This window comes from Blastococcus saxobsidens DD2 (assembly GCF_000284015.1).
Classification (GTDB): domain Bacteria; phylum Actinomycetota; class Actinomycetes; order Mycobacteriales; family Geodermatophilaceae; genus Blastococcus; species Blastococcus saxobsidens_A.
Window position 1 is genome coordinate 4,299,008 of the sequence record NC_016943.1, and the last position, 17,181, is coordinate 4,316,188.

Genomic DNA, 17,181 nt, shown 5'->3' on the forward strand with positions numbered 1-17,181 from the left:
CCATGGCCACCCCCGCCCAGTGGCTGGCCGGCGCCCGTCCGCGCACCCTGCCCGCCGCCCTGGCGCCGGTGCTCGTGGGCACCGGCGCGGCCGTCGCGCTCGACGGGTTCCGGCTCGTTCCCGCGCTGCTGGCCCTGCTGGTCGCGCTGGCCCTGCAGGTGGCGGTGAACTACGCCAACGACTACTCCGACGGCACGCGCGGCACCGACGCCGACCGCGTCGGCCCGATGCGGCTGGTCGGATCGGGCGCGGCCACCCCGCGCCAGGTGCTCGTCGCCGCGCTCGCGTCCTTCGCCGCCGCCGGGGTGGCCGGGCTGGCGCTGGCCGCGCTGTCCAGCTGGTGGCTGGTCGCCGTCGGGGCCGTCTGCATGGCCGCCGCGTGGACCTACACCGGCGGGCCGCTGCCCTACGGCTACCGCGCGCTCGGCGAGGTCTTCGTCTTCGTCTTCTTCGGCCCGGTGGCCGTGGTGGGGACGACGTTCGTGCAGACCGGCACCCTGCCCGGCCTGGCGTTCGCGGTCTCGGTGCCGATCGGGTTGCTCATCGTGGCGATCCTGGTCGTCAACAACCTGCGCGACATCGAGGGCGACGGCCGGGTGGGCAAGCGCACGCTGGCCGTGCTGCTGGGTGACCGCGCCACCCGGGTGGCCTTCGCGGCCCTGCTGCTGGTCCCGTTCCTGGTGATCGCGGCGGTCGGGATCACCCGGCCGTCGGCGCTGCTGGGCCTGGCCGCCGCGCCGCTGGCACTGGCGCCGGTCCGGACGGTGCTCTCCGGCGGCTGCGGCCCGGCGCTGATCGGGGTGCTGGCGTCCACCGGGGTGCTGACCCTGGCCACCGGCGTGCTGCTCGGCCTGGGGCTGGCGCTGGGCTGAGCGCGGCTACGGCGCCGTGTCGCCGCTGAGCCGGTTGCGCAGGTCCTCCTTGGCGGCGCGCCGCGCCACGCTGCGGGCGGCGAGCGCCTCGGTCAGCCGCTCACGCGACGGACGCAGCAGCAGGTAGGACACCGGCATCGACAGCAGGAGGCCGAAGAGCAGCCCCGGGAACCCGGGCAGGCCGACCCACCACAGGATGAGGACCAGCGCGGCCGCGATCGCGAACCGGCCGACCGTGTAGATCACCACCCACGGGGCGATCCGGGGAGGCGTCGGTGCGCCGCCCTCCGGTCCCACGGGTGCGCCGGTTGCGGTCTGGTCCTGCTCAGCCATGACGGCCCTCCCACTTGGTCGAGAGAACGACCGTCGTCCTCGTGCGTGCGACCCCTCTGATCCGGTTCAACGCGTCGATGGTGCGTTCGAGTGCCGGGATGTCGGTCACGCGCACCTTGAGCACGTACCCCTCGCTCCCGGCCACCCGCCAGCAGTCCTCGACGGCGGGCAGCTCCCGCAGCTCCTCCTGGACACCGGGATCGTCGACCGCGTCGCTCTCGATGACGCTCACCAGCGCGGTGACCATCAGCCCCACCGCCGCCGGGTCGACGACGGCGCGGTAGCCGGTGATCACCCCCGCCGTCTCGAGCTTCCCGACCCGCTCGTGGACGGCGGGTGAGGAGAGCCCCACCTGCCGGGCGAGCTCGGCGTAGCTGGCTCGCCCGTTGGCGCGCAGCAGGTCGATCAGCTGCCGGTCCACGGCGTCGATGGGAGTTCTCCGTCCTGCCCGGGAAAGGGATCGTCGGATCCCCGGCACCGAGTATCGCCGCGGACGTACGCTGGTGGCCGACGAGGGGGTGGGACCGTGGTGTTCCTGGTGGTGCTCGTGATGGCGGTCGTGGTGGTGGCCCTGGTGGTCCGCGCCGCGGCGAACTCCGGGCCGGAGGGGCGTACGCGCCCCGACCGGCGTCCGCAGCGGCCGCGTGAGCCGGTGCGCTTCGTGGCGCCCGACGACGACCCGGAGTTCCTCCGGGAGCTCGAGCGCCGGGCCCGGCGGGACGGCGGGTCGCCCGCCTGACGACAGCCGAGGGAGCATCGCAGCGAGGCCGCCGCCGACAGAAGGTGAGCATCGCAGCGAGGTACGAGCGAGGAGCGGAGCGACCGCGAAGGCGGCGTACGGCTCAGAGCGAGGAGCGGACCGAGGCGCGGAGTCGGGCCCGTGGACACCGCCTGACGCCCGGCGGACAGGTGCGCTGAGCTCAGGCGGCGGGTGCGGCGCCGAACAACCGCCGCCAGCCGCGGCGCGGTGGCGCGGCGGCAGCCCGGTCCTGGTCGTGCTCCTGTGCCTGGTCACCGCCGGGCCAGCCCAGGCCCCCACCGCCCTCGCGGGCGGGCGGGCCGGGCCAGCCGACCTCGCCCTCCTCGCCCGGTTCCCGCGCGTCGCCGCGGTGCGCGCCGTCGCCCTCCCCCGCGCGGCCGGCGAGCGCCGCCGCGACGAGCGGGTGCGACGACTCCCCGTCGGCGGCCGAGTGCCTACCCACGTCGTGCCTCCCGGCGGGTGCGTGCCCTGGTCGTCTGCTCCATGGGGGCATGGAAGCACGCGGATCCGACATCGGTCACCGTCCCGGCGCCCGATCCCGCCCGCACGGGGTACGGCCGCGGATCACTCCACGCCGGCGTAGCTGTGCAGCCCGCTGGAGACCAGGTTGACGAACGTCAGGTTGAAGATCATCACCGCCATGCCGACGACGTTCACCCACGCCGCGGGGCGACCCCGCCAGCCCGCCGTCGTCCGCGCGTGCAGGTAGGCCGCATAGACGACCCACGCCACGAAGGACCAGGTCTCCTTGGGGTCCCAGCCCCAGAAGCGGCCCCAGGCCGCCTCGGCCCAGATGGCGCCGGCGATGACCGCGAAGGTCCAGATCGGGAAGCCGAGCACCGCGGTGCGGTGCGCGACCCGGTCCAGCGCCGCGGTCGAGGGGAGGCGCGCCACGATGCCCGAGCCCTCGTCGGCGCCGGGGCGCGCCCGCACGAGGTACAGGACGCTCGCGATGCCACTGACCATGAAGATGCCGAAACCGAGGATGGCCGTGGAGACGTGGATGGCCAGCCACGACGAGCGGAGCGCAGCGACGACGGGACCCGCTTCGGTGTAGAGGCCCAGGCCGATCGCGACCAGTGCCAGGACCGCCGGGCCGAGGACGAAGACGCCGATGTGCCGCAGGTTCGGCGAGCGGACCGCGAGCACCACGTAGGCGACCACCGCGACGAGGACGACCGCGGTGGCGAACTCGTACATGTTGCCCCAGGGCAGCCGGTCGGTGGCCATCCCACGGGCCACCAGGACACCGGTGTGCGTCAGCGCGCCCAGCACCGTCAGCGCGAGGGCGGCGATCCCCCAGCGGTTGCCCCGGGCGGAGTCCGGCGCCGGGGTCTTCTCGACGACGGTGGCACCGCCGGCACCGACCAGCTCGCGGGCCCGGGTGGTCCGCCGGCCGAACGCCAGCTGCGCGCAGAAGGCGAGCAGCGCGACGGAGTAGAGCGCGACGCTCACGGAGAAGAGGCTGTCCGACAGCTCGGCCAGCGAGGAGTCAGTCACGCGGGGGGACCTCCGGTTCGGATGCGGTGCGGGCGGGCGCGGCGGTGGTCAGCGCACCCTGCAGGTCGTCGAGCAGTGCGGTGGACCGCCCGCCGCTCTCGCCGCCGCCCCGCGTCAGCGAGGCCAGCGTCAGCACGGTACCGCCGCGCTCACCGCCGGGCTCCGCCCGGGCGAAGACCCGCTCCCGGCGGAGCAGCAGCATGCCGAGCAGCCCGGCGAGCAGCGCGATCGCCGCGGCCAGCACCCACAGCTGGCCGGGGTCGTGCGAGTACTGCAGCGCGGCGAACTCCTTGACCCCGCTGAAGGTGATCCGGGTGCCGTCGGGCAGCTCCAGCGACTCCCCCACCGACAGGTTGGCCGAGCCGACCTCGCTGAGCCGGCCGCGCTCGATCTGGCTCCCGTCGAGGGAGTACACCGACTGCGGCAGCCCGGAGTCCAGGCCGAGGTAGCCCTGGTACGCCACGACCGCGACCTGCGGGGCGAGCGGCCGGGGGTCGACCGAGGTGAGCACCCCGCCCTGCAGCAGCCCGGTGGGTGCGAGAAACCCCTCGATGGCCAACTGCTCGTCCTGGCCGGGGATGTCGGGCAGCTTGAGCGCGCCCTGGCTGGCCAGCGTCTGTGGGTCGCTGGGCAGGAACGGGACGGTGAGGTCGGAGAACGTCGTCCCGTCGGGAACGGTGACGGTGAACGTCGGGCTGAAGCCGTGTCCGGTGACGTAGACGCGGTCACCGTCGAGCCGCAGCGGGTCGTTGACCCCGATCGTGGTCGGGCGCCCCTCGGCCGACGGGGCCCCGTAGCGGATGTCGGCGGTGAACGAGGCGGCGGTGAGATTCTCCTCGTACTCGGCCGTGAACTGCTCGAGGTCCACGCACAGGGGGCTGAGGTCGCCGCTGTCCACCAGCGGCCCGGCGGAGTAGGTGTCGTACTGCTGGAACGAGTTGCAGAACCCCTGCCCCTCGGTCACCAGGATGCTGCCCTCGTAGCCCCACAGCTTGCCGCCGGCCAGGCCGAGCAGCAGCGCGAGCAGGGAGAGGTGGAAGACCAGGTTCCCGGTCTCCTTGAGGTATCCCTTCTCGGCGGACAGCTCCGGGCCCCGCCCGCCGTCCCGGCGGACGACCCGGAACCGGCGCACGCGCAGCTCCTCCTCGACGACGTCGAGGGCGGCCGCCGGAGGCACCGGCACCGTCAGCTCGGCGGAGTCGGGCAACCGGAGCATGTTGCGCGGCGCCGGGGGCGGCGGCGTCCGCAGGGCACGGGCGTGCTCGGCGGCCCGCGGCACGACGCAGCCGATCAGGGAGACGAACAGCAGCAGGTAGACCGCGGCGAACCACGGTGAGCTGAAGACGTCGAACAGGTACAGCCGGTCGAGCACCGGAGCCAGGTCGGGATGGTCGGTGAAGTACTGGTTGACGTTGTTCTGCGACAGCGAGCGCTGCGGGAGCAGCGATCCGGGCACCGCCGCCAGCGCCAGGAGGAACAGCAGCACGATCGCGGTGCGCATCGCGGTGAGCCGCCGCCACCAGCGCAGCAGCAGCCCGCCCAGTCGCCGGCCCGCCGACGGGGGCCGGGGCGGGGGCGGTGCGGCGGCCGCCCGCGGCGGAGCCGTGGTGGTCACAGCGCCTCCTCGCTGGCGCTCGTCGGTGCCGTTCCGGTCGCTCTGCCCATGTGTGACCTCGCACGCTCGGTCACAGCGCCTCCTCGCCGGCGCTCGTCGGTGCCGTTCCGGTCGCTCTGCCCATGTGTGACCTCGCACGCTCGGTCACAGCGCCTCCTCGCCGGCGCTCGTCGGTGCCGTTCCGGTCGCTCTGCCCATGTGTGACCTCGCACGCTCGGTCACAGCGCCTCCTCGCCGGCGCTCGTCGGTGCCGTTCCGGTCGCTCTGCCCATGTGTGACCTCGCACGCTCGGTCACAGCGCCGACTCCGCGAAGCCGGTGGCGGCCAGCCAGGAGCGCAGCCAGCCCATCATCTCGGTCCACGCGCCGGTGACCAGCAGCAGGCCGACGAGCACGAGCACCGCACCGCCGAACCGGGTGACGGCGCGCGCGTGCCGGCGCAGGAACGTCGTGGCGCCCACGGCCCAGCGGGCGCCCAGCGCCACCAGCACGAACGGGACCCCCAGCCCCAGGCAGTAGGCCAGCCCCAGCAGGGCGCCGCGGCCCGCGGTGGCCTCGGCGAAGGCCAGGTTCTGCACGGCCGCCAGGGTCGGCCCCAGGCAGGGCGTCCAGCCCAGGCCGAAGACCACGCCGAGCAGCGGCGCCCCGGCCAGGCCCATCGAGGGCCGCAGGGACAGGCGCTTGGTGCGCTGCAGCGCGGGCAGCCAGCCGAGGAACGCCAGGCCCACGAGGACGGTGACCACACCCATGACCCGGGTGATGACCTCGTTGTGCACCAGTAGCAGCCGGCCCAGCCCGCCGAACGCGGTGCTGATGGCCACGAAGACGACGGTGAACCCCAGCACGAACAGCAGCGCCCCGAGGACCATGCGCCGCCGGGGGGCCCGTTCGTCGGTCGCCGGCAGCACCGCCGTGGCGGTGCCGCCGCCGTCACCCGCCGGCACGGGCGCAGGTGCCGCCGTCCGGGTGCCGCTGCCGACCAGCCCGGTGACGTAGGACAGGTAGCCGGGCACCAGCGGCAGCACGCAGGGCGAGGCGAAGCTGATCAGCCCCACCAGTGCCGCCACCGCGGCCGCGACCAGCAGCGGTCCGTCGGTGACCAGGCCGGCGAAGGTGTCCCCCACCGTCAGACCCCTTCCACCAGCAGCCGGTCCAGCACCGCGCGCAGGTCCTCCTGCGTCACCGCCCCGGTGTACACCGCGGCCACCCGGCCCTGCCGGTCCAGCACGATGGTCGAGGGTATGGCGTTCGCCGGGTAGTCGCGGAAGGCCAGCGCCACCTCACCGCGCGGGTCGTAGACGGAGGGGAACTCGATGCCGAAGCGGTCGACGAAGGCCAGCGCGAACTGGTCATCGGTCTCCTTCACGTTCAGCCCCAGGAACTGCACGCCCTCGTCCCGCACCCCGGCGTAGACCTCCTGGAACTCCGGCGTCTCGACCCGGCACGGGGCGCACCAGGACCCCCAGAAGTTCAGGACGGCGACGTCACCGGCCAGCTCCTCGGACGAGAACTGCCCGCCGCCCAGCAGCGTGCCGGAGAACTCGGGGGCCACCGCGCGCTCGCTCTCGGGGATCACCTCGCCCACGGGCGTGGCCGCGACGAACCGGAACTCGCCGCCGTTGTTCACCTGCACCTGGTCGGAGCCGGTGCTGCAGCCGGAGACCAGCGCGCCGGCCGCGAGCAGGGCCAGGACGGTCCGCCTCATGCGCCCGGCACCGCGTCCGGATCGGTGGGGCCGGCCGGCTCGGCGTAGGAGACGCCCACGAAGCGGTCGCCGTCGTAGGTCAGCGAGGTGACGCTGGCCAGCGAGCACTCCCGCCGGCGCGGGTCGTGCACGAACCGGCGACCCTCCACGTGCAGCCGCGTCGTCCAGATGGGCAGCTGGTGGCTGACCAGCACGGCCTCGTGCCCCCGTGCGGCGTCCCGGGCGGCCTCCACCGCGGCGATCATGCGCGCGGCGATCTCGACGTAGGGCTCGCCCCAGGACGGCTGGAACGGGTTGCGCAACCGCCACCAGTTCCGCGGTGCCCGGAACACCCCGCCCCCGCCGCCGACGACCAGGCCCTCGAAGGCGTTGCCCGCCTCGATGATCCGCTCGTCGGTGGCGACCTCCAACCCGAACGCCTTCGCCAGCGGACGGGCGGTCTGCTGCGCCCGCTCCAGCGGGCTGGAGACCAGGTGCACGACGTCCCGGCCGGCGAACCAGTCGGCGGCGCGCACCGCCATCTGCTCGCCGGCGTCGGACAGCCGGTACCCGGGCAGCCGCCCGTAGAGCACGCCCCCGGGGTTGTGCACCTCGCCGTGGCGCAGCAGGTGGACGACGGTCGTCCCGGTCATGAGGACCGCTCGCTCTCCAGCGCACCGGTGCGGTGTCTCTCGACCTCGGCCGCGGCACGGGCAGCCGCCGGCAGCGCCTCGAGCACCTGCTCGAGCGCCTCCCCGGTCAGCTGGGCGTTGACGAACCACGCCTCGAACGCCGACGGCGGCAGGTAGACGCCGCGGGCCAGGAGGGCGTGGAAGAACGCCGTGTAGCGGGCGACGTCCTGGGTGCGGGCGTCGTCGTAGTCGCGCACCTGGCGCTCGTCGGGCACGAAGAAGACCGAGAACATGTTGCCGGCCTGCTGCACCCGGTGCGGCACCCCCTCGGCGAACAGCGCCGCGCTGGCGGCACCGCGCAGGACCGCGGACACCTCGTCGCAGTGCGCGTAGACCTCGTCGGTGCAGTGCCGCAGCGTCGTCAGGCCGGCGGCCACCGCCACCGGGTTCCCCGACAGCGTGCCGGCCTGGTAGACCGGCCCGCTCGGGGCCAGGTGGGCCATCAGGTCGGCACGGCCACCGAACGCCGCGGCCGGCAGCCCACCGCCCATGACCTTGCCGAAGGTGAACAGGTCGGCGTCGACCGGGTCCAGGCCGTACCAGCCGGCGGGGGAGACCCGGAAGCCAGTCATGACCTCGTCGAGGATCAGCAGCGCACCGGAGGCGGCGGTGATCCGGCGCAGCTCGGCGTTGAAGCCGTCCAGCGGGGGGACGACGCCCATGTTCCCGGGCGCCGCCTCGCTGATGACGGCGGCGATCTGGTTCCCGCGCTCGGCGAAGACGGCCTCGACGGCGGCGACGTCGTTGTAGGGCAGGACGATCGTGTCGGCGGCGGCGCCGGTGGTGACGCCCGGGGTGTCGGGGAGCCCCAGGGTCGCGACGCCGGAGCCGGCCGAGGCGAGCAACGCGTCGACGTGGCCGTGGTAGTTGCCGGCGAACTTCACCAGCAGCGGGCGGCCGGTGGCGCCGCGGGCCAGCCGGACCGCCGACAGCACCGCCTCGGTCCCGGAGTTGACCAGCCGGATGCGCTCCACCGGCGCGACCCGGCGCCGGATCTCCTCGGCCAGGTCGAGCTCGCCCTCCGTGGGCGCCCCGAAGGACAGCCCGCGGCGCGCGGCGGCGGCGACCGCCTCGACGACGGCGGGGTGCGCGTGGCCCAGGATCATCGGACCCCACGAGCTCACCAGGTCGACGTAGCGCCGCCCGTCGGCGTCGGTGATCCAGGGGCCGGAACCCTCGACCATGAACCGCGGGGTGCCACCCACGGCGCGGAACGCGCGCACCGGCGAGTTCACCCCGCCGGGGGTGATCTGCTGGCCGCGGGCGAAGAGGCCGGCCGAGACCGGCGCCTCGTAGGGGTGGAGAGAGCTGTCCAGCGAGGTCACGGACCCAGTGTCCCCTCTGTCCCCGGGGAGCGGTCGGAGGCGTCGCCCACACCCGCCAGGAGGGCGGCCCGCAGCGCCGCGGGGTCGCGCGTGGGCACCAGGACCGTCCGGCCGTCGACGAGCCGCAGCGGCAGGCCCGTGCGGCCGCGGGGCAGCGACCAGCCCCCGCCGAGCACCGGCGCCCCGGCGTCCACGCCGGCACCCACCTCGCCCAGGGCGGCGGCGTCGACGTCGCGGAGCGGGACCTGCTCCCGCCCCACCGCGAGGCCGTCGGCGTCCACGCGCACGGTCCAGACCCGCCGGGCGGAGAGGCAGCCGATCCCGACGATGCCGAGGACGGCGACGACCGCGGCCGCCCAGAGCAGCGGCGGCACGTCGGGGCCGGGCAGCACCAGGTCCCAGGCGAGGAGGAGCCCGAAGGCTCCGGCGACCATCCAGAACGGCCGCCAGGAACCCCCGGGCTCGGCGTACGGGTCCACCGTGTCCCTGACCGGGCCTAGCGGGTGACCAGGCGCGCGGCCTCGACCGCCCAGTAGGTGAGCACCTGACCGGCTCCGGCCCGCCGGATGGCGGTCAGCGTCTCGAGGATCGCCCGCTCGCGGTCCACCCAGCCGTTGGCGGCGGCTGCCTCCACCATCGCGTACTCACCGCTCACCTGGTAGGCGCTCACCGGCACCTGCACCGCCTCGGCGACGCGGGCGACGATGTCCAGGTAGGGCAGCGCCGGCTTGACCATCACCGCGTCGGCGCCCTCGGCGAGGTCCTGCGCCACCTCGCGCAGCGCCTCGTCGGCGTTGGGCGGGTCCATCTGGTAGGTGGAGCGGTCGCCGAACTGCGGCGCACCCTCGGCGGCCTCCCGGAACGGGCCGTAGAAACCCGAGGCGTACTTGGCGGCGTAGGCCAGGATCGGCGTCTCGGTGAACGCGGCGCCGTCCAGCCCGGCGCGGATCGCGGCCACCTGGCCGTCCATCATCCCGCTGGGCGCCACCAGGTGGGCCCCCGCCTGGGCCTGCGCGATCGCCACGGCGGCGTACCGGTCCAGCGTGGGGTCGTTGTCCACCACGAGTTCCCCGCCCTGCCCCCGGACCCCACCCCTGGACGAGGTGACCACGCCGCAGTGCCCGTGGTCGGTGTACTCGCAGAGGCAGAGGTCGGCCATGAGCACCAGTTCGTCGCCGAGGTCGGCGCGCAGCTGCTGCAGCGCCACGTTGACGATCCCGTCGGCGGCGTCGGCCTGGGAGCCCACCGGGTCCTTGTCGGCCGGGATGCCGAACAGCATCATCCCGCCGACCCCGGCCTCGGCCGCCTCGTGCGCGGTCTTCCGCAGCGAGTCCAGGGTGTGCTGCACGACCCCGGGCATCGAGCTGATCGGCACCGGCTCGTCGATGCCCTGCTTGACGAAGACCGGCAGCACCAGGTCGGCCGGGGCCACCCGGGTCTGCGCGGTCAGCCGGCGCAGCGCGGGCGTCGACCGCAGCCGTCGCCCGCGCGCGAACCCCGGGCGGGCGGGGGCCGGTGACTCGGCCCTCACTTGCCCTCGCCTTCCTCCTCGGCCCGGCGCGCCGCGGCGAACTCCGCCAGCGCGTCGACCAGCGGGCCGACGGCGGCCGTCTCCGGCTGCACGTCCACGCGCAGGCCGAACTCCTGGGCGCTGGCCGCCGTCGCCGGGCCGATCACCGCGACGACGGTCTTGGCGTGCGGCTTGCCGGCGATGCCGACCAGGTTGCGCACCGTGCTGGACGAGGTGAAGCAGACGGCGTCGAAGCCACCGCCCTTGATCGCCTCGCGCACCGTCGCGGGCGGCGGCGCCGCCCGCACGGTCCGGTAGGCGGTGACGTCGTCGATCTCCCAGCCGCGCTCGACCAGACCGGCGGCCAGGGTCTCGGTGGCGATGTCGGCCCGCGGCAGGAGCACGCGGTCGATCGGGTCGAAGACGTCGTCGTAGGGCGGGAAGTCGGCCAGCAGGCCCTGGCTGGACTGCTCACCGGTCGGCACCAGCTCGGGCTGGATGCCGAAGTCGCGCACCGCCTCGGCGGTCTGCTCGCCGACGCAGGCGACCTTCACCCCGGCGAACGCCCGGGCGTCCAGGCCGAGCTCGACGAACTTCTCCCGGACTGCCTTCACCGCGTTGACCGAGGTGAACACGATCCAGCCGTAGCGGCCGGTGACCAGGCCCTTGATCGCGCGGTCCATCTGCGCCGGGCTGCGCGGGGGCTCCACGGCGATCGTCGGCACCTCGACCGGCACGGCGCCGTAGGCCCGCAGCCGGTCGCTCATCTCGCCGGCCTGGTCCTTGGTCCGCGGCACCAGCACCCGCCAGCCGAACAGCGGGCGGCTCTCCCACCACGAGGTGCGGGCGCGCTTGTCGACGGCGGCACCGATGGTGGCCACCACCGCGCCGCTGAGCGGGTCGAGACCGGCGGTCTTCTCGGCGACGGCCGCGAGCTTGGTGACGATGCTCTTCTGGCCGGTGCCGGAGCCGCCGGTGGTGACCACGACGGGGGTGCTGCCGGAGAGGCCACCCTCGACCAGCCGCACCGCGGCGTCGGGCAGCTCGTCGGCCGTGCCGTGCAGGACCAGCGTGCCGCCCGCGCCGGCGGCGGCACCGGCCAGCGCGGTGACGTCGACGCCGCTGCGGAGGTCCGCGGTCACCGCGGTGCTGCCCATGGCGACGCCCGCGAAGGCGGGGACGGCGGTGGCGGTGGCGACGCCGGGTACGACGTCGAAGGGCACCGAGGTGCGGCCCACGGCCAGCACCTCCTTGACCACGGCGTCGGAGGTGTAGGGGTCACCGGTCACGAGGCGCACCACGACCGAGCCGTTCTTGGCGGCGGCGACGGCCCCCTTGGCGATGTCGGCGGGTTCACCGGTGACCGGCGTGAGCTCGGTCTCCGGGTTGGCCTCGCGGACGGCGTCCTGGAGAGCAGCGGCCACGTCGGGGTCGACGAGGATCACCGCCGCCTCGGCGAGCGCCGCGGTCGCCCGGGCGGTGAGCATGCCCGGGTCACCTGGCCCGGCGCCCACGAACACGACCCGGCCCGACTGGCCTGCGGTCTTGCGGAAGCGCGTCATCGCGTGCTCCTGATCCTGGCCCGACTGCGTCGGGCGTCTGGTATGGCCCGGATCGTCCGGGCGTCTGCGGGGGTCTGGGAAGGGGCGGCGCTCATCGACCCACGGCCATGAGGGACGCCGCACCACGGTCGAGCAGGTCGGCGGCCAGGGCGCGGCCGAGCGCCGCGGCGTCGGCCAGCGGGCGGGTGAGCGAGCCGCGGACGGCGTCGCTGCCGTCGAGGGCGGTCACCGAGGCCCGGAGGAACAGCTCCGGGCCGGTCTCGCCCTCGGCGATCTCGGCGTAGGCGGCGACCGGTGCGCTGCAGCCGGCCTCGAGCGTGGCCAGCGTGGCCCGCTCGGCCACCACGCAGGCGCGGACCGCGGTGTCCTCGAGCCGGCCCAGCAGCTCGCGGGTGCGGGCATCGCTGCTCCGGCACTCCACGGCCAGCGCGCCCTGCGCGGGTGCGGGCAGCACCTGGATCGGATCGAGCGTCTCGGTGATCAGGTGCGCCCGGTCGATGCGGCTGAGGCCGGCGCGCGCCAGGACCACGGCGTCCAGGTCACCCGGCCCGCCGGCCGACCCGGCCACCCGGCCGAGCCGGGTGTCGACGTTGCCCCGGATCGGCACGATCTCCAGCCCGAGCCCGAGGGCGCGCAGCTGGGCGACGCGGCGGGGGGCGCCGGTGCCGATCCGCGATCCCGGCGGCAGCTCGCCGAGCGTGAGCCCGTCGCGGGCCACGAGTGCGTCGCGGGGGTCCTCACGCGCCGGCACCGCCGCCAGGCTGATGCCCGGCTCCGGGGCGGTCGGCAGGTCCTTGTAGCTGTGCACCGCGAGGTCGACCTCGCCGTCGAGGAGGGCCCGGCGGATGGCCGCCACGAAGACGCCGGTGGCGCCCAGCTGGGCGATCGAGGCGGACGACCGGTCGCCCTCGGTGCTGATGAGCACCAGCTCGACCGGCACCCCGGTGGCCGCCGTGAGCGCGTCGGCGACCGCCTGGGACTGGGTCCGGGCCAGCACGCTGGCGCGGGTTCCCAGCCGCAGCGGGGCGGAGCTGCCCGCGGCGGCGGCGGTGGTGGTCTGCAGGTCGGTGGCGGTCATGCCGGGCCTCCCGGTCGGTCGGGGTCGACGGTGACGGCGTCGGCCAGCCGGCCGGCCCCCGGGGTGACGTCGGCGTCGATGCCCAGGCCGAACAGCGCCCGCAGCGCTCCGGCGTAGTCGGTGCCGCCAGGAGTCGCGGCCAGCTCCTTCACCCGGACCGTCGGCTCGTGCAGCAGCTTGTCGACGACGCGGCGCACCGTGCGGGCGATCTCCGCGCGGGCCCGGGCGTCGAGGTCGGGGAGCCGGCCGGCCAGGCGCAGCAGCTCGGCGTCGACGACATCGGCGGCCTGGCTGCGCAGCGCGGAGACGGTCGGCGCCACCTCGGCCGCCCGCCGCTCGGCGCGCAGCAGCGCCGTCTCGGCCTCGATCATGGCGCGTGCGGCGGCGATGTCGTCGGCGGCGACCGGGGTCGCCGCGGCGCCGTCCTCCCGCCGCTCGCCCTGCAGGAGGGCGGTGTTCCGCTCGCCCTGCAGAAGGGCCAGGTCCACCACGTGCACGCCCGGCAGCGCGGCGACGCCCGGGTCGACGTCCCGGGGCAGCGCCAGGTCGATGACCACGAGCGGCCGGTCGGCCCGGTCGCCCATGGCGGCGGTGACCGTGTCGGTGCCGATCACCAGGCCGGAGGCGCCGGTGCAGGTGAGGAGGACGTCGGCGGCGGCCAGCTCCGCGCCCACGTGCGCCATGGGTGCGGGGCGACCGCCCACCGCATCGGCGAGCCGCTCCGCCGACGCCTCGGTGCGACTGCTCACGACCACGTCGGCGCCGCGACGGGCCAGCGTGGTGGCGGCCAGCGCGCCCATGGAACCCGCCCCGACCACCAGCACCGGGCGGCCGGCCAGGGCGCCGATCCGCGACTCGGCGCGGTCGAGGGCGACCGAAACCAGCGAGGCGCCGGCCCGGTCGATCCCCGTCTCGGAGTGGACCCGCTTGCCCACCCGCAGCGCCCGCTGGGCGACCGGGTGGAGGGCGCGGCCGACGGCGCCCTCCTCGCGGGCGACCGCGTAGGCCGCGCGCAGCTGGCCCAGCACCTGCGTCTCGCCGACGACCATCGAGTCCAGCCCGGCGGCCACCGTGAACAGGTGCGCGACGGCCTGGTCCTCGTAGTGCACGGTGACGTACGGGGACAGCTCCTCGACCGTGGCGCCGGCCTGCCGGGCCAGCACCCGGCTGACGTCGGTCACCCCGCCGTGGAAGCGCTCGACCTCGGCGAAGACCTCGACCCGGTTGCAGGTCGCGAGCACGAGCGCCTCGGTGACATGGTCGCTCTCGAGCAGCTCGTGCAGGGCCTTGACCCGGTCGTCGGCGTCCATGGCGAACTGCTCGAGCAGCGCGACCGGGGCGGTCTGGTGGCTCACGCCCACCGCGAGGAGGGTCATGCCGACACCTCCCCCGCGGGCACGGCCCGCTGCTGACCGAGGAAGGCCAGCACCTGCAGCTCGACGGAGAGGTCGACCTGCCGGACGTCGACCCCCGCCGGCGCGGTCAGCGTCACCGGCGCGAAGTTGAGGATGCTGCGCACCCCGGCCGCGGTCAGCCGCTCGCAGATCTGCTGCGCGACCTCCGCGGGCGTCGCGATGACCCCGATGGAGACCCCCGTGCCGGTCACGGTCGCCTCCAGCTCGGTCATGGGCTGCACGGTGAGACCACCGATGCGCTCACCGACGCGGTCGGGGGCGGCATCGAACAGGCCGGTGAACCGGAAGCCCCGGCTGCCGAAGCCCGCGTAGTCGGCGAGCGCGGTGCCGAGGTTGCCGAGGCCGACGAGCACGCAGGCGCGGGACTGCTCGGCACCGAGCACCCGGGCGATCCGCTCGCGCAGTGCCCGCACGTCGTAGCCCACCCCGCGCACGCCGCAGGAGCCGAGGTGGGACAGGTCCTTGCGCAGACCGGCGGGGTTCACGCCGGCGGCCGAGGCGAGCTCGCCGGAGGAGACGGTGGTCCGGCCGCCGTCGGCGAAGCCGGCGAGCACCCGCAGGTACACGGCCAGACGAGCGACGGTGGCTTCCGGGATGGTCCGGAGCCGCGGCTGGATCACGGGGCTCTCCACAGCAGTCGCGCCCGCGGACCCGGCGGGCGCCGGGGCGGAGCTGCGACATCGGAACGCGAGCGGGGACGCTCGCGCCCGCCACGGTAGCCGCTTGTGAACGCAGGAACAAAGTCGCCGGGAGGGCACGGGGCCGCTGACCAGGTCGGATCCGGCCGGTTGTGGCAGAGACCACCGTAACCGCCCGTCCCCGGCCGCCCGGATGGGGGGGTCTCCGGTGCGGCGCACGCCCAGGTCAGGCCCGAGCCGGGCCCGTTCAGGCCAGGCCGAGGTCCCGGCGCAGGCGGGGCACGTCCAGGGTGAAGTAGGAGTGCTCGCGGCCGTCGAGGAGCAGCACCGGCACCCGGTCGCCGTAGTCGGCTTGCAGCTCCGGATCGCTGTCGACGTCGACCTGGTGCACCTCGAGCCCGGCCTGGGCGGCGATCGGCACGAGCTGCTCGGTGGCGGTCAGGCAGAGATGGCAGCCGTCGCGGCCGAGCAGCTGCAGCCGTGGCTCAGCCATCCGCCGGCCCTCCCGTCGCCACGGGGACCGCCGCACCGTCGGCGCCGGTCAGCCCCAGCTCGCGCAGCCGGGCCCGGCTGACCTTGCCGGTGAGCGAGTGCGGCAACGAGGGCAGGAAGTACACCGACGACGGCACCTTGTACCGGGCCAGCGACTGCGCGGCGTGCTCCTGCAGCTCGTCGATCGTCAGCTGCCTGCCCGGCGTCAGGACGACGACGGCGCGCACCGCTGCGCCCGTGCGCGGATCGGGGACGCCGATGACCGCGCTCTCCACGACGGCCGGGTGCTGGTCGAGCACCCGCTCCACCTCGGCCGGGTAGACGTTGAACCCGCTCACGAGGATCAGGTCGCTGCGCCGGTCGACCAGGTGCAGATCGCCGTCGGCGTCCCGGTAGGCCAGGTCGCCGGTCCGCAGCCAGCCGTCGGCGCCGGGCCCGTCGGCGCCGTCGGGCCAGTAGCCGGAGAAAAGGTTGGGGCCGCGCACCCAGATCTCGCCGGGACCCTCCTCGGCGTCACCGGGGTCCTCGTCGTGGTCCGCGACGGCGGAGCCGTCCGCGTCGGCGGGGAGATCCACGGGCACGGTCCCGATCGTGGCGGTGTCCCGCAGGGTGAGCTCGAGCCCCGGCACCGGCCCGCCGATGCAGGCCGGCTTGGGCCGCCCGGTGGCCAGCGTGCTGGCCACCACCGGCGCGGCCTCGGTCAGGCCGTAGCCCTCCCATACTGTGACGGCGGCGCGCTCGCGCATCGCCGTCCAGACCTCCTCGGGCAGCGGGGCGGCACCGGCCGACGCGATCCGGACGGCGGCGAACCCCCGGCGGAGCGCGGCATCGGGGTGGGCGGGGTCTTCGAGGGTGGTCGCGTCGGCGGCGGCGAGCCATGCCTGGTACATCGGCGGGGCCCCGGGCACCGCGGTCACCTGCTCCTCTGCCATGACCTCCAGCGAGAGCCGGGGATCGAAGCTCTCCTGCAGGACGGCGCAGGCGCCGGTGGCGGCGACCAGCCCGAACCCGGCGTTGAGGCCGTAGACGTGGAAGAGCGGCAGCACCAGCAGCACCCGGTCGTCGGGCCGGACCGGCGGTGGGGTCATGGCCAGGCACTGCTCCTGGTTGGCCCGCAGGGCGGCTGAGGTGAGCATCGCCCCGCGCGGCAGGCCGGTGGTGCCGCTGGTGTAGCAGAGGAAGGCCAGCGCCTCCGGGTCGTCGGCCACCGCGACCGGCGGTCCCTCGGCCTCGGGCGGTCCCGGGCAGACCGGCACCCCGGCGAGCTCGTCGCGGTCCGAGGCGGCCACCAGCAGCGCCGCGCCGGAGTCGACGAGGACGTGCTCGAGCTCCGGGTCGGTGTAGGCGGTGTTCACCGGCACGACCACCAGCCCGGCCCGCAGCGCACCCAGCACGGCACGCAGCCAGTCCAGCCCGTTCGGCAACTGGACGGCGACCCGCTCCCCGTGCGTCAGCCCGCGGCCGGCGTAACCGGCGGCGACCCGGTCGGCCGCCGCGTCCAGCTCGCCCCAGGTGAGCCGCCGGTCGCCGACCACCACCGCCGGTGCGCCGGGGTCCCGCCCGGCGGCGGCCCGGACCAGCGCGGCCAGCGAGGTGCCTGCCTCGGACACGTCATCTCCTGTCGTCGGGGCGGTCAGGACCGGCCTCCGGCGCGCGCTGTGGGACGCGCCCGGGCATGCTGCCGTGGACGAGCTGTGGCGATGTTG

General features: G+C 75.3%; 19 protein-coding genes. 2 read left to right on the forward strand and 17 right to left on the reverse strand.

All coding sequences use genetic code 11. The annotated features are described in order from the left end of the window. The first annotated feature begins 2 nt into the window (after positions 1-2). A complete protein-coding gene (locus tag BLASA_RS20335; RefSeq protein WP_014378135.1) occupies positions 3-872 on the forward strand; it encodes a 1,4-dihydroxy-2-naphthoate polyprenyltransferase in 870 nt (289 codons plus the stop codon). A 6-nt stretch (positions 873-878) separates the two neighbouring features. Here the strand turns inward: BLASA_RS20335 and BLASA_RS20340 are convergent, their stop codons facing one another. Both BLASA_RS20340 and BLASA_RS20345 read right to left on the reverse strand, forming a co-directional pair. After that, positions 879-1,205: a DUF4229 domain-containing protein gene (locus BLASA_RS20340; protein ID WP_014378136.1), complete on the reverse strand. Its 327-nt coding sequence runs from the start codon at positions 1,203-1,205 to the stop codon at positions 879-881. Next, positions 1,198-1,626 carry an Lrp/AsnC family transcriptional regulator gene (locus BLASA_RS20345; RefSeq protein WP_014378137.1) on the reverse strand — a complete coding sequence of 143 codons (429 nt, stop codon included), beginning with the start codon at positions 1,624-1,626 and terminating at the stop codon, positions 1,198-1,200. Before BLASA_RS20345 ends, BLASA_RS20340 begins: the two co-directional genes overlap by 8 nt. Positions 1,627-1,731: 105 nt before the next feature. On the opposite strand from BLASA_RS20345, the gene BLASA_RS20350 reads away from it, so the two are divergent. Next, positions 1,732-1,944, forward strand: coding sequence for a hypothetical protein (locus BLASA_RS20350; protein ID WP_014378138.1), 213 nt, complete (start codon positions 1,732-1,734; stop codon positions 1,942-1,944). A gap of 181 nt (positions 1,945-2,125) precedes the next feature. Here BLASA_RS20350 and BLASA_RS20355 read toward each other — a convergent pair whose 3' ends face one another. The 15 genes from BLASA_RS20355 to BLASA_RS20425 form a co-directional block, all read right to left on the reverse strand. Next, positions 2,126-2,407: a hypothetical protein gene (locus BLASA_RS20355; protein WP_014378139.1), complete on the reverse strand. Its 282-nt coding sequence runs from the start codon at positions 2,405-2,407 to the stop codon at positions 2,126-2,128. A gap of 122 nt (positions 2,408-2,529) precedes the next feature. Beyond that, positions 2,530-3,465, reverse strand: a complete 936-nt coding sequence (gene ccsB / locus BLASA_RS20360) for a c-type cytochrome biogenesis protein CcsB (protein WP_014378140.1) — start codon at positions 3,463-3,465, stop codon at positions 2,530-2,532. Beyond that, complete coding sequence (resB, locus tag BLASA_RS20365) at positions 3,458-5,080, reverse strand: cytochrome c biogenesis protein ResB (RefSeq protein WP_014378141.1); 1,623 nt, start codon at positions 5,078-5,080, stop codon at positions 3,458-3,460. Before resB ends, ccsB begins: the two co-directional genes overlap by 8 nt. Before the next feature lie 292 nt (positions 5,081-5,372). After that, positions 5,373-6,203 carry a cytochrome c biogenesis CcdA family protein gene (locus BLASA_RS20370; RefSeq protein ID WP_014378142.1) on the reverse strand — a complete coding sequence of 277 codons (831 nt, stop codon included), beginning with the start codon at positions 6,201-6,203 and terminating at the stop codon, positions 5,373-5,375. A gap of 2 nt (positions 6,204-6,205) precedes the next feature. Beyond that, positions 6,206-6,784 carry a TlpA family protein disulfide reductase gene (locus BLASA_RS20375; RefSeq protein ID WP_014378143.1) on the reverse strand — a complete coding sequence of 193 codons (579 nt, stop codon included), beginning with the start codon at positions 6,782-6,784 and terminating at the stop codon, positions 6,206-6,208. Beyond that, positions 6,781-7,416, reverse strand: coding sequence for a histidine phosphatase family protein (locus tag BLASA_RS20380; protein ID WP_014378144.1), 636 nt, complete (start codon positions 7,414-7,416; stop codon positions 6,781-6,783). The genes BLASA_RS20375 and BLASA_RS20380 overlap by 4 nt, the downstream gene beginning before the upstream one ends. Continuing rightward, the gene (gene hemL / locus BLASA_RS20385; RefSeq protein ID WP_014378145.1) at positions 7,413-8,780 is read right to left on the reverse strand and encodes a glutamate-1-semialdehyde 2,1-aminomutase; all 1,368 of its coding nucleotides are present in this window, start codon (positions 8,778-8,780) and stop codon (positions 7,413-7,415) included. The genes BLASA_RS20380 and hemL overlap by 4 nt, the downstream gene beginning before the upstream one ends. Continuing rightward, entirely contained in the window at positions 8,777-9,259 is a 483-nt protein-coding gene (locus BLASA_RS20390) for a hypothetical protein (protein WP_014378146.1), read from the reverse strand. Before BLASA_RS20390 ends, hemL begins: the two co-directional genes overlap by 4 nt. Positions 9,260-9,276: 17 nt before the next feature. Then, positions 9,277-10,311, reverse strand: a complete 1,035-nt coding sequence (gene hemB / locus BLASA_RS20395; protein WP_014378147.1) for a porphobilinogen synthase — start codon at positions 10,309-10,311, stop codon at positions 9,277-9,279. Continuing rightward, positions 10,308-11,852 carry a uroporphyrinogen-III synthase gene (locus BLASA_RS20400; protein ID WP_014378148.1) on the reverse strand — a complete coding sequence of 515 codons (1,545 nt, stop codon included), beginning with the start codon at positions 11,850-11,852 and terminating at the stop codon, positions 10,308-10,310. Before BLASA_RS20400 ends, hemB begins: the two co-directional genes overlap by 4 nt. Before the next feature lie 91 nt (positions 11,853-11,943). After that, positions 11,944-12,930, reverse strand: a complete 987-nt coding sequence (gene hemC, locus BLASA_RS20405) for a hydroxymethylbilane synthase (protein ID WP_014378149.1) — start codon at positions 12,928-12,930, stop codon at positions 11,944-11,946. Then, the gene (locus BLASA_RS20410; protein WP_014378150.1) at positions 12,927-14,306 is read right to left on the reverse strand and encodes a glutamyl-tRNA reductase; all 1,380 of its coding nucleotides are present in this window, start codon (positions 14,304-14,306) and stop codon (positions 12,927-12,929) included. The genes hemC and BLASA_RS20410 overlap by 4 nt, the downstream gene beginning before the upstream one ends. Further along, positions 14,303-14,965, reverse strand: a complete 663-nt coding sequence (locus BLASA_RS20415) for a redox-sensing transcriptional repressor Rex (RefSeq protein WP_014378151.1) — start codon at positions 14,963-14,965, stop codon at positions 14,303-14,305. Before BLASA_RS20415 ends, BLASA_RS20410 begins: the two co-directional genes overlap by 4 nt. A 265-nt stretch (positions 14,966-15,230) precedes the next feature. Next, positions 15,231-15,476, reverse strand: coding sequence for a glutaredoxin family protein (locus BLASA_RS20420; RefSeq protein ID WP_014378152.1), 246 nt, complete (start codon positions 15,474-15,476; stop codon positions 15,231-15,233). Continuing rightward, complete coding sequence (locus BLASA_RS20425) at positions 15,469-17,085, reverse strand: AMP-binding protein (protein ID WP_014378153.1); 1,617 nt, start codon at positions 17,083-17,085, stop codon at positions 15,469-15,471. The genes BLASA_RS20420 and BLASA_RS20425 overlap by 8 nt, the downstream gene beginning before the upstream one ends. Positions 17,086-17,181: the final 96 nt, after the last annotated feature.

Excerpts from the sequence above, each read along its gene's own strand:
- BLASA_RS20380 (WP_014378144.1), bottom strand. The coding sequence starts at position 7,416 with ATGACCGGGACGACCGTCGTCCACCTGCTGCGCCACGGCGAGGTGCAC.
- BLASA_RS20335 (WP_014378135.1), top strand. The coding sequence starts at position 3 with ATGGCCACCCCCGCCCAGTGGCTGGCCGGCGCCCGTCCGCGCACCCTG.
- BLASA_RS20420 (WP_014378152.1), bottom strand. The coding sequence starts at position 15,476 with ATGGCTGAGCCACGGCTGCAGCTGCTCGGCCGCGACGGCTGCCATCTC.
- BLASA_RS20410 (WP_014378150.1), bottom strand. The coding sequence starts at position 14,306 with ATGACCCTCCTCGCGGTGGGCGTGAGCCACCAGACCGCCCCGGTCGCG.
- hemC (WP_014378149.1), bottom strand. The coding sequence starts at position 12,930 with ATGACCGCCACCGACCTGCAGACCACCACCGCCGCCGCCGCGGGCAGC.
- BLASA_RS20400 (WP_014378148.1), bottom strand. The coding sequence starts at position 11,852 with ATGACGCGCTTCCGCAAGACCGCAGGCCAGTCGGGCCGGGTCGTGTTC.
- BLASA_RS20375 (WP_014378143.1), bottom strand. The coding sequence starts at position 6,784 with ATGAGGCGGACCGTCCTGGCCCTGCTCGCGGCCGGCGCGCTGGTCTCC.
- BLASA_RS20340 (WP_014378136.1), bottom strand. The coding sequence starts at position 1,205 with ATGGCTGAGCAGGACCAGACCGCAACCGGCGCACCCGTGGGACCGGAG.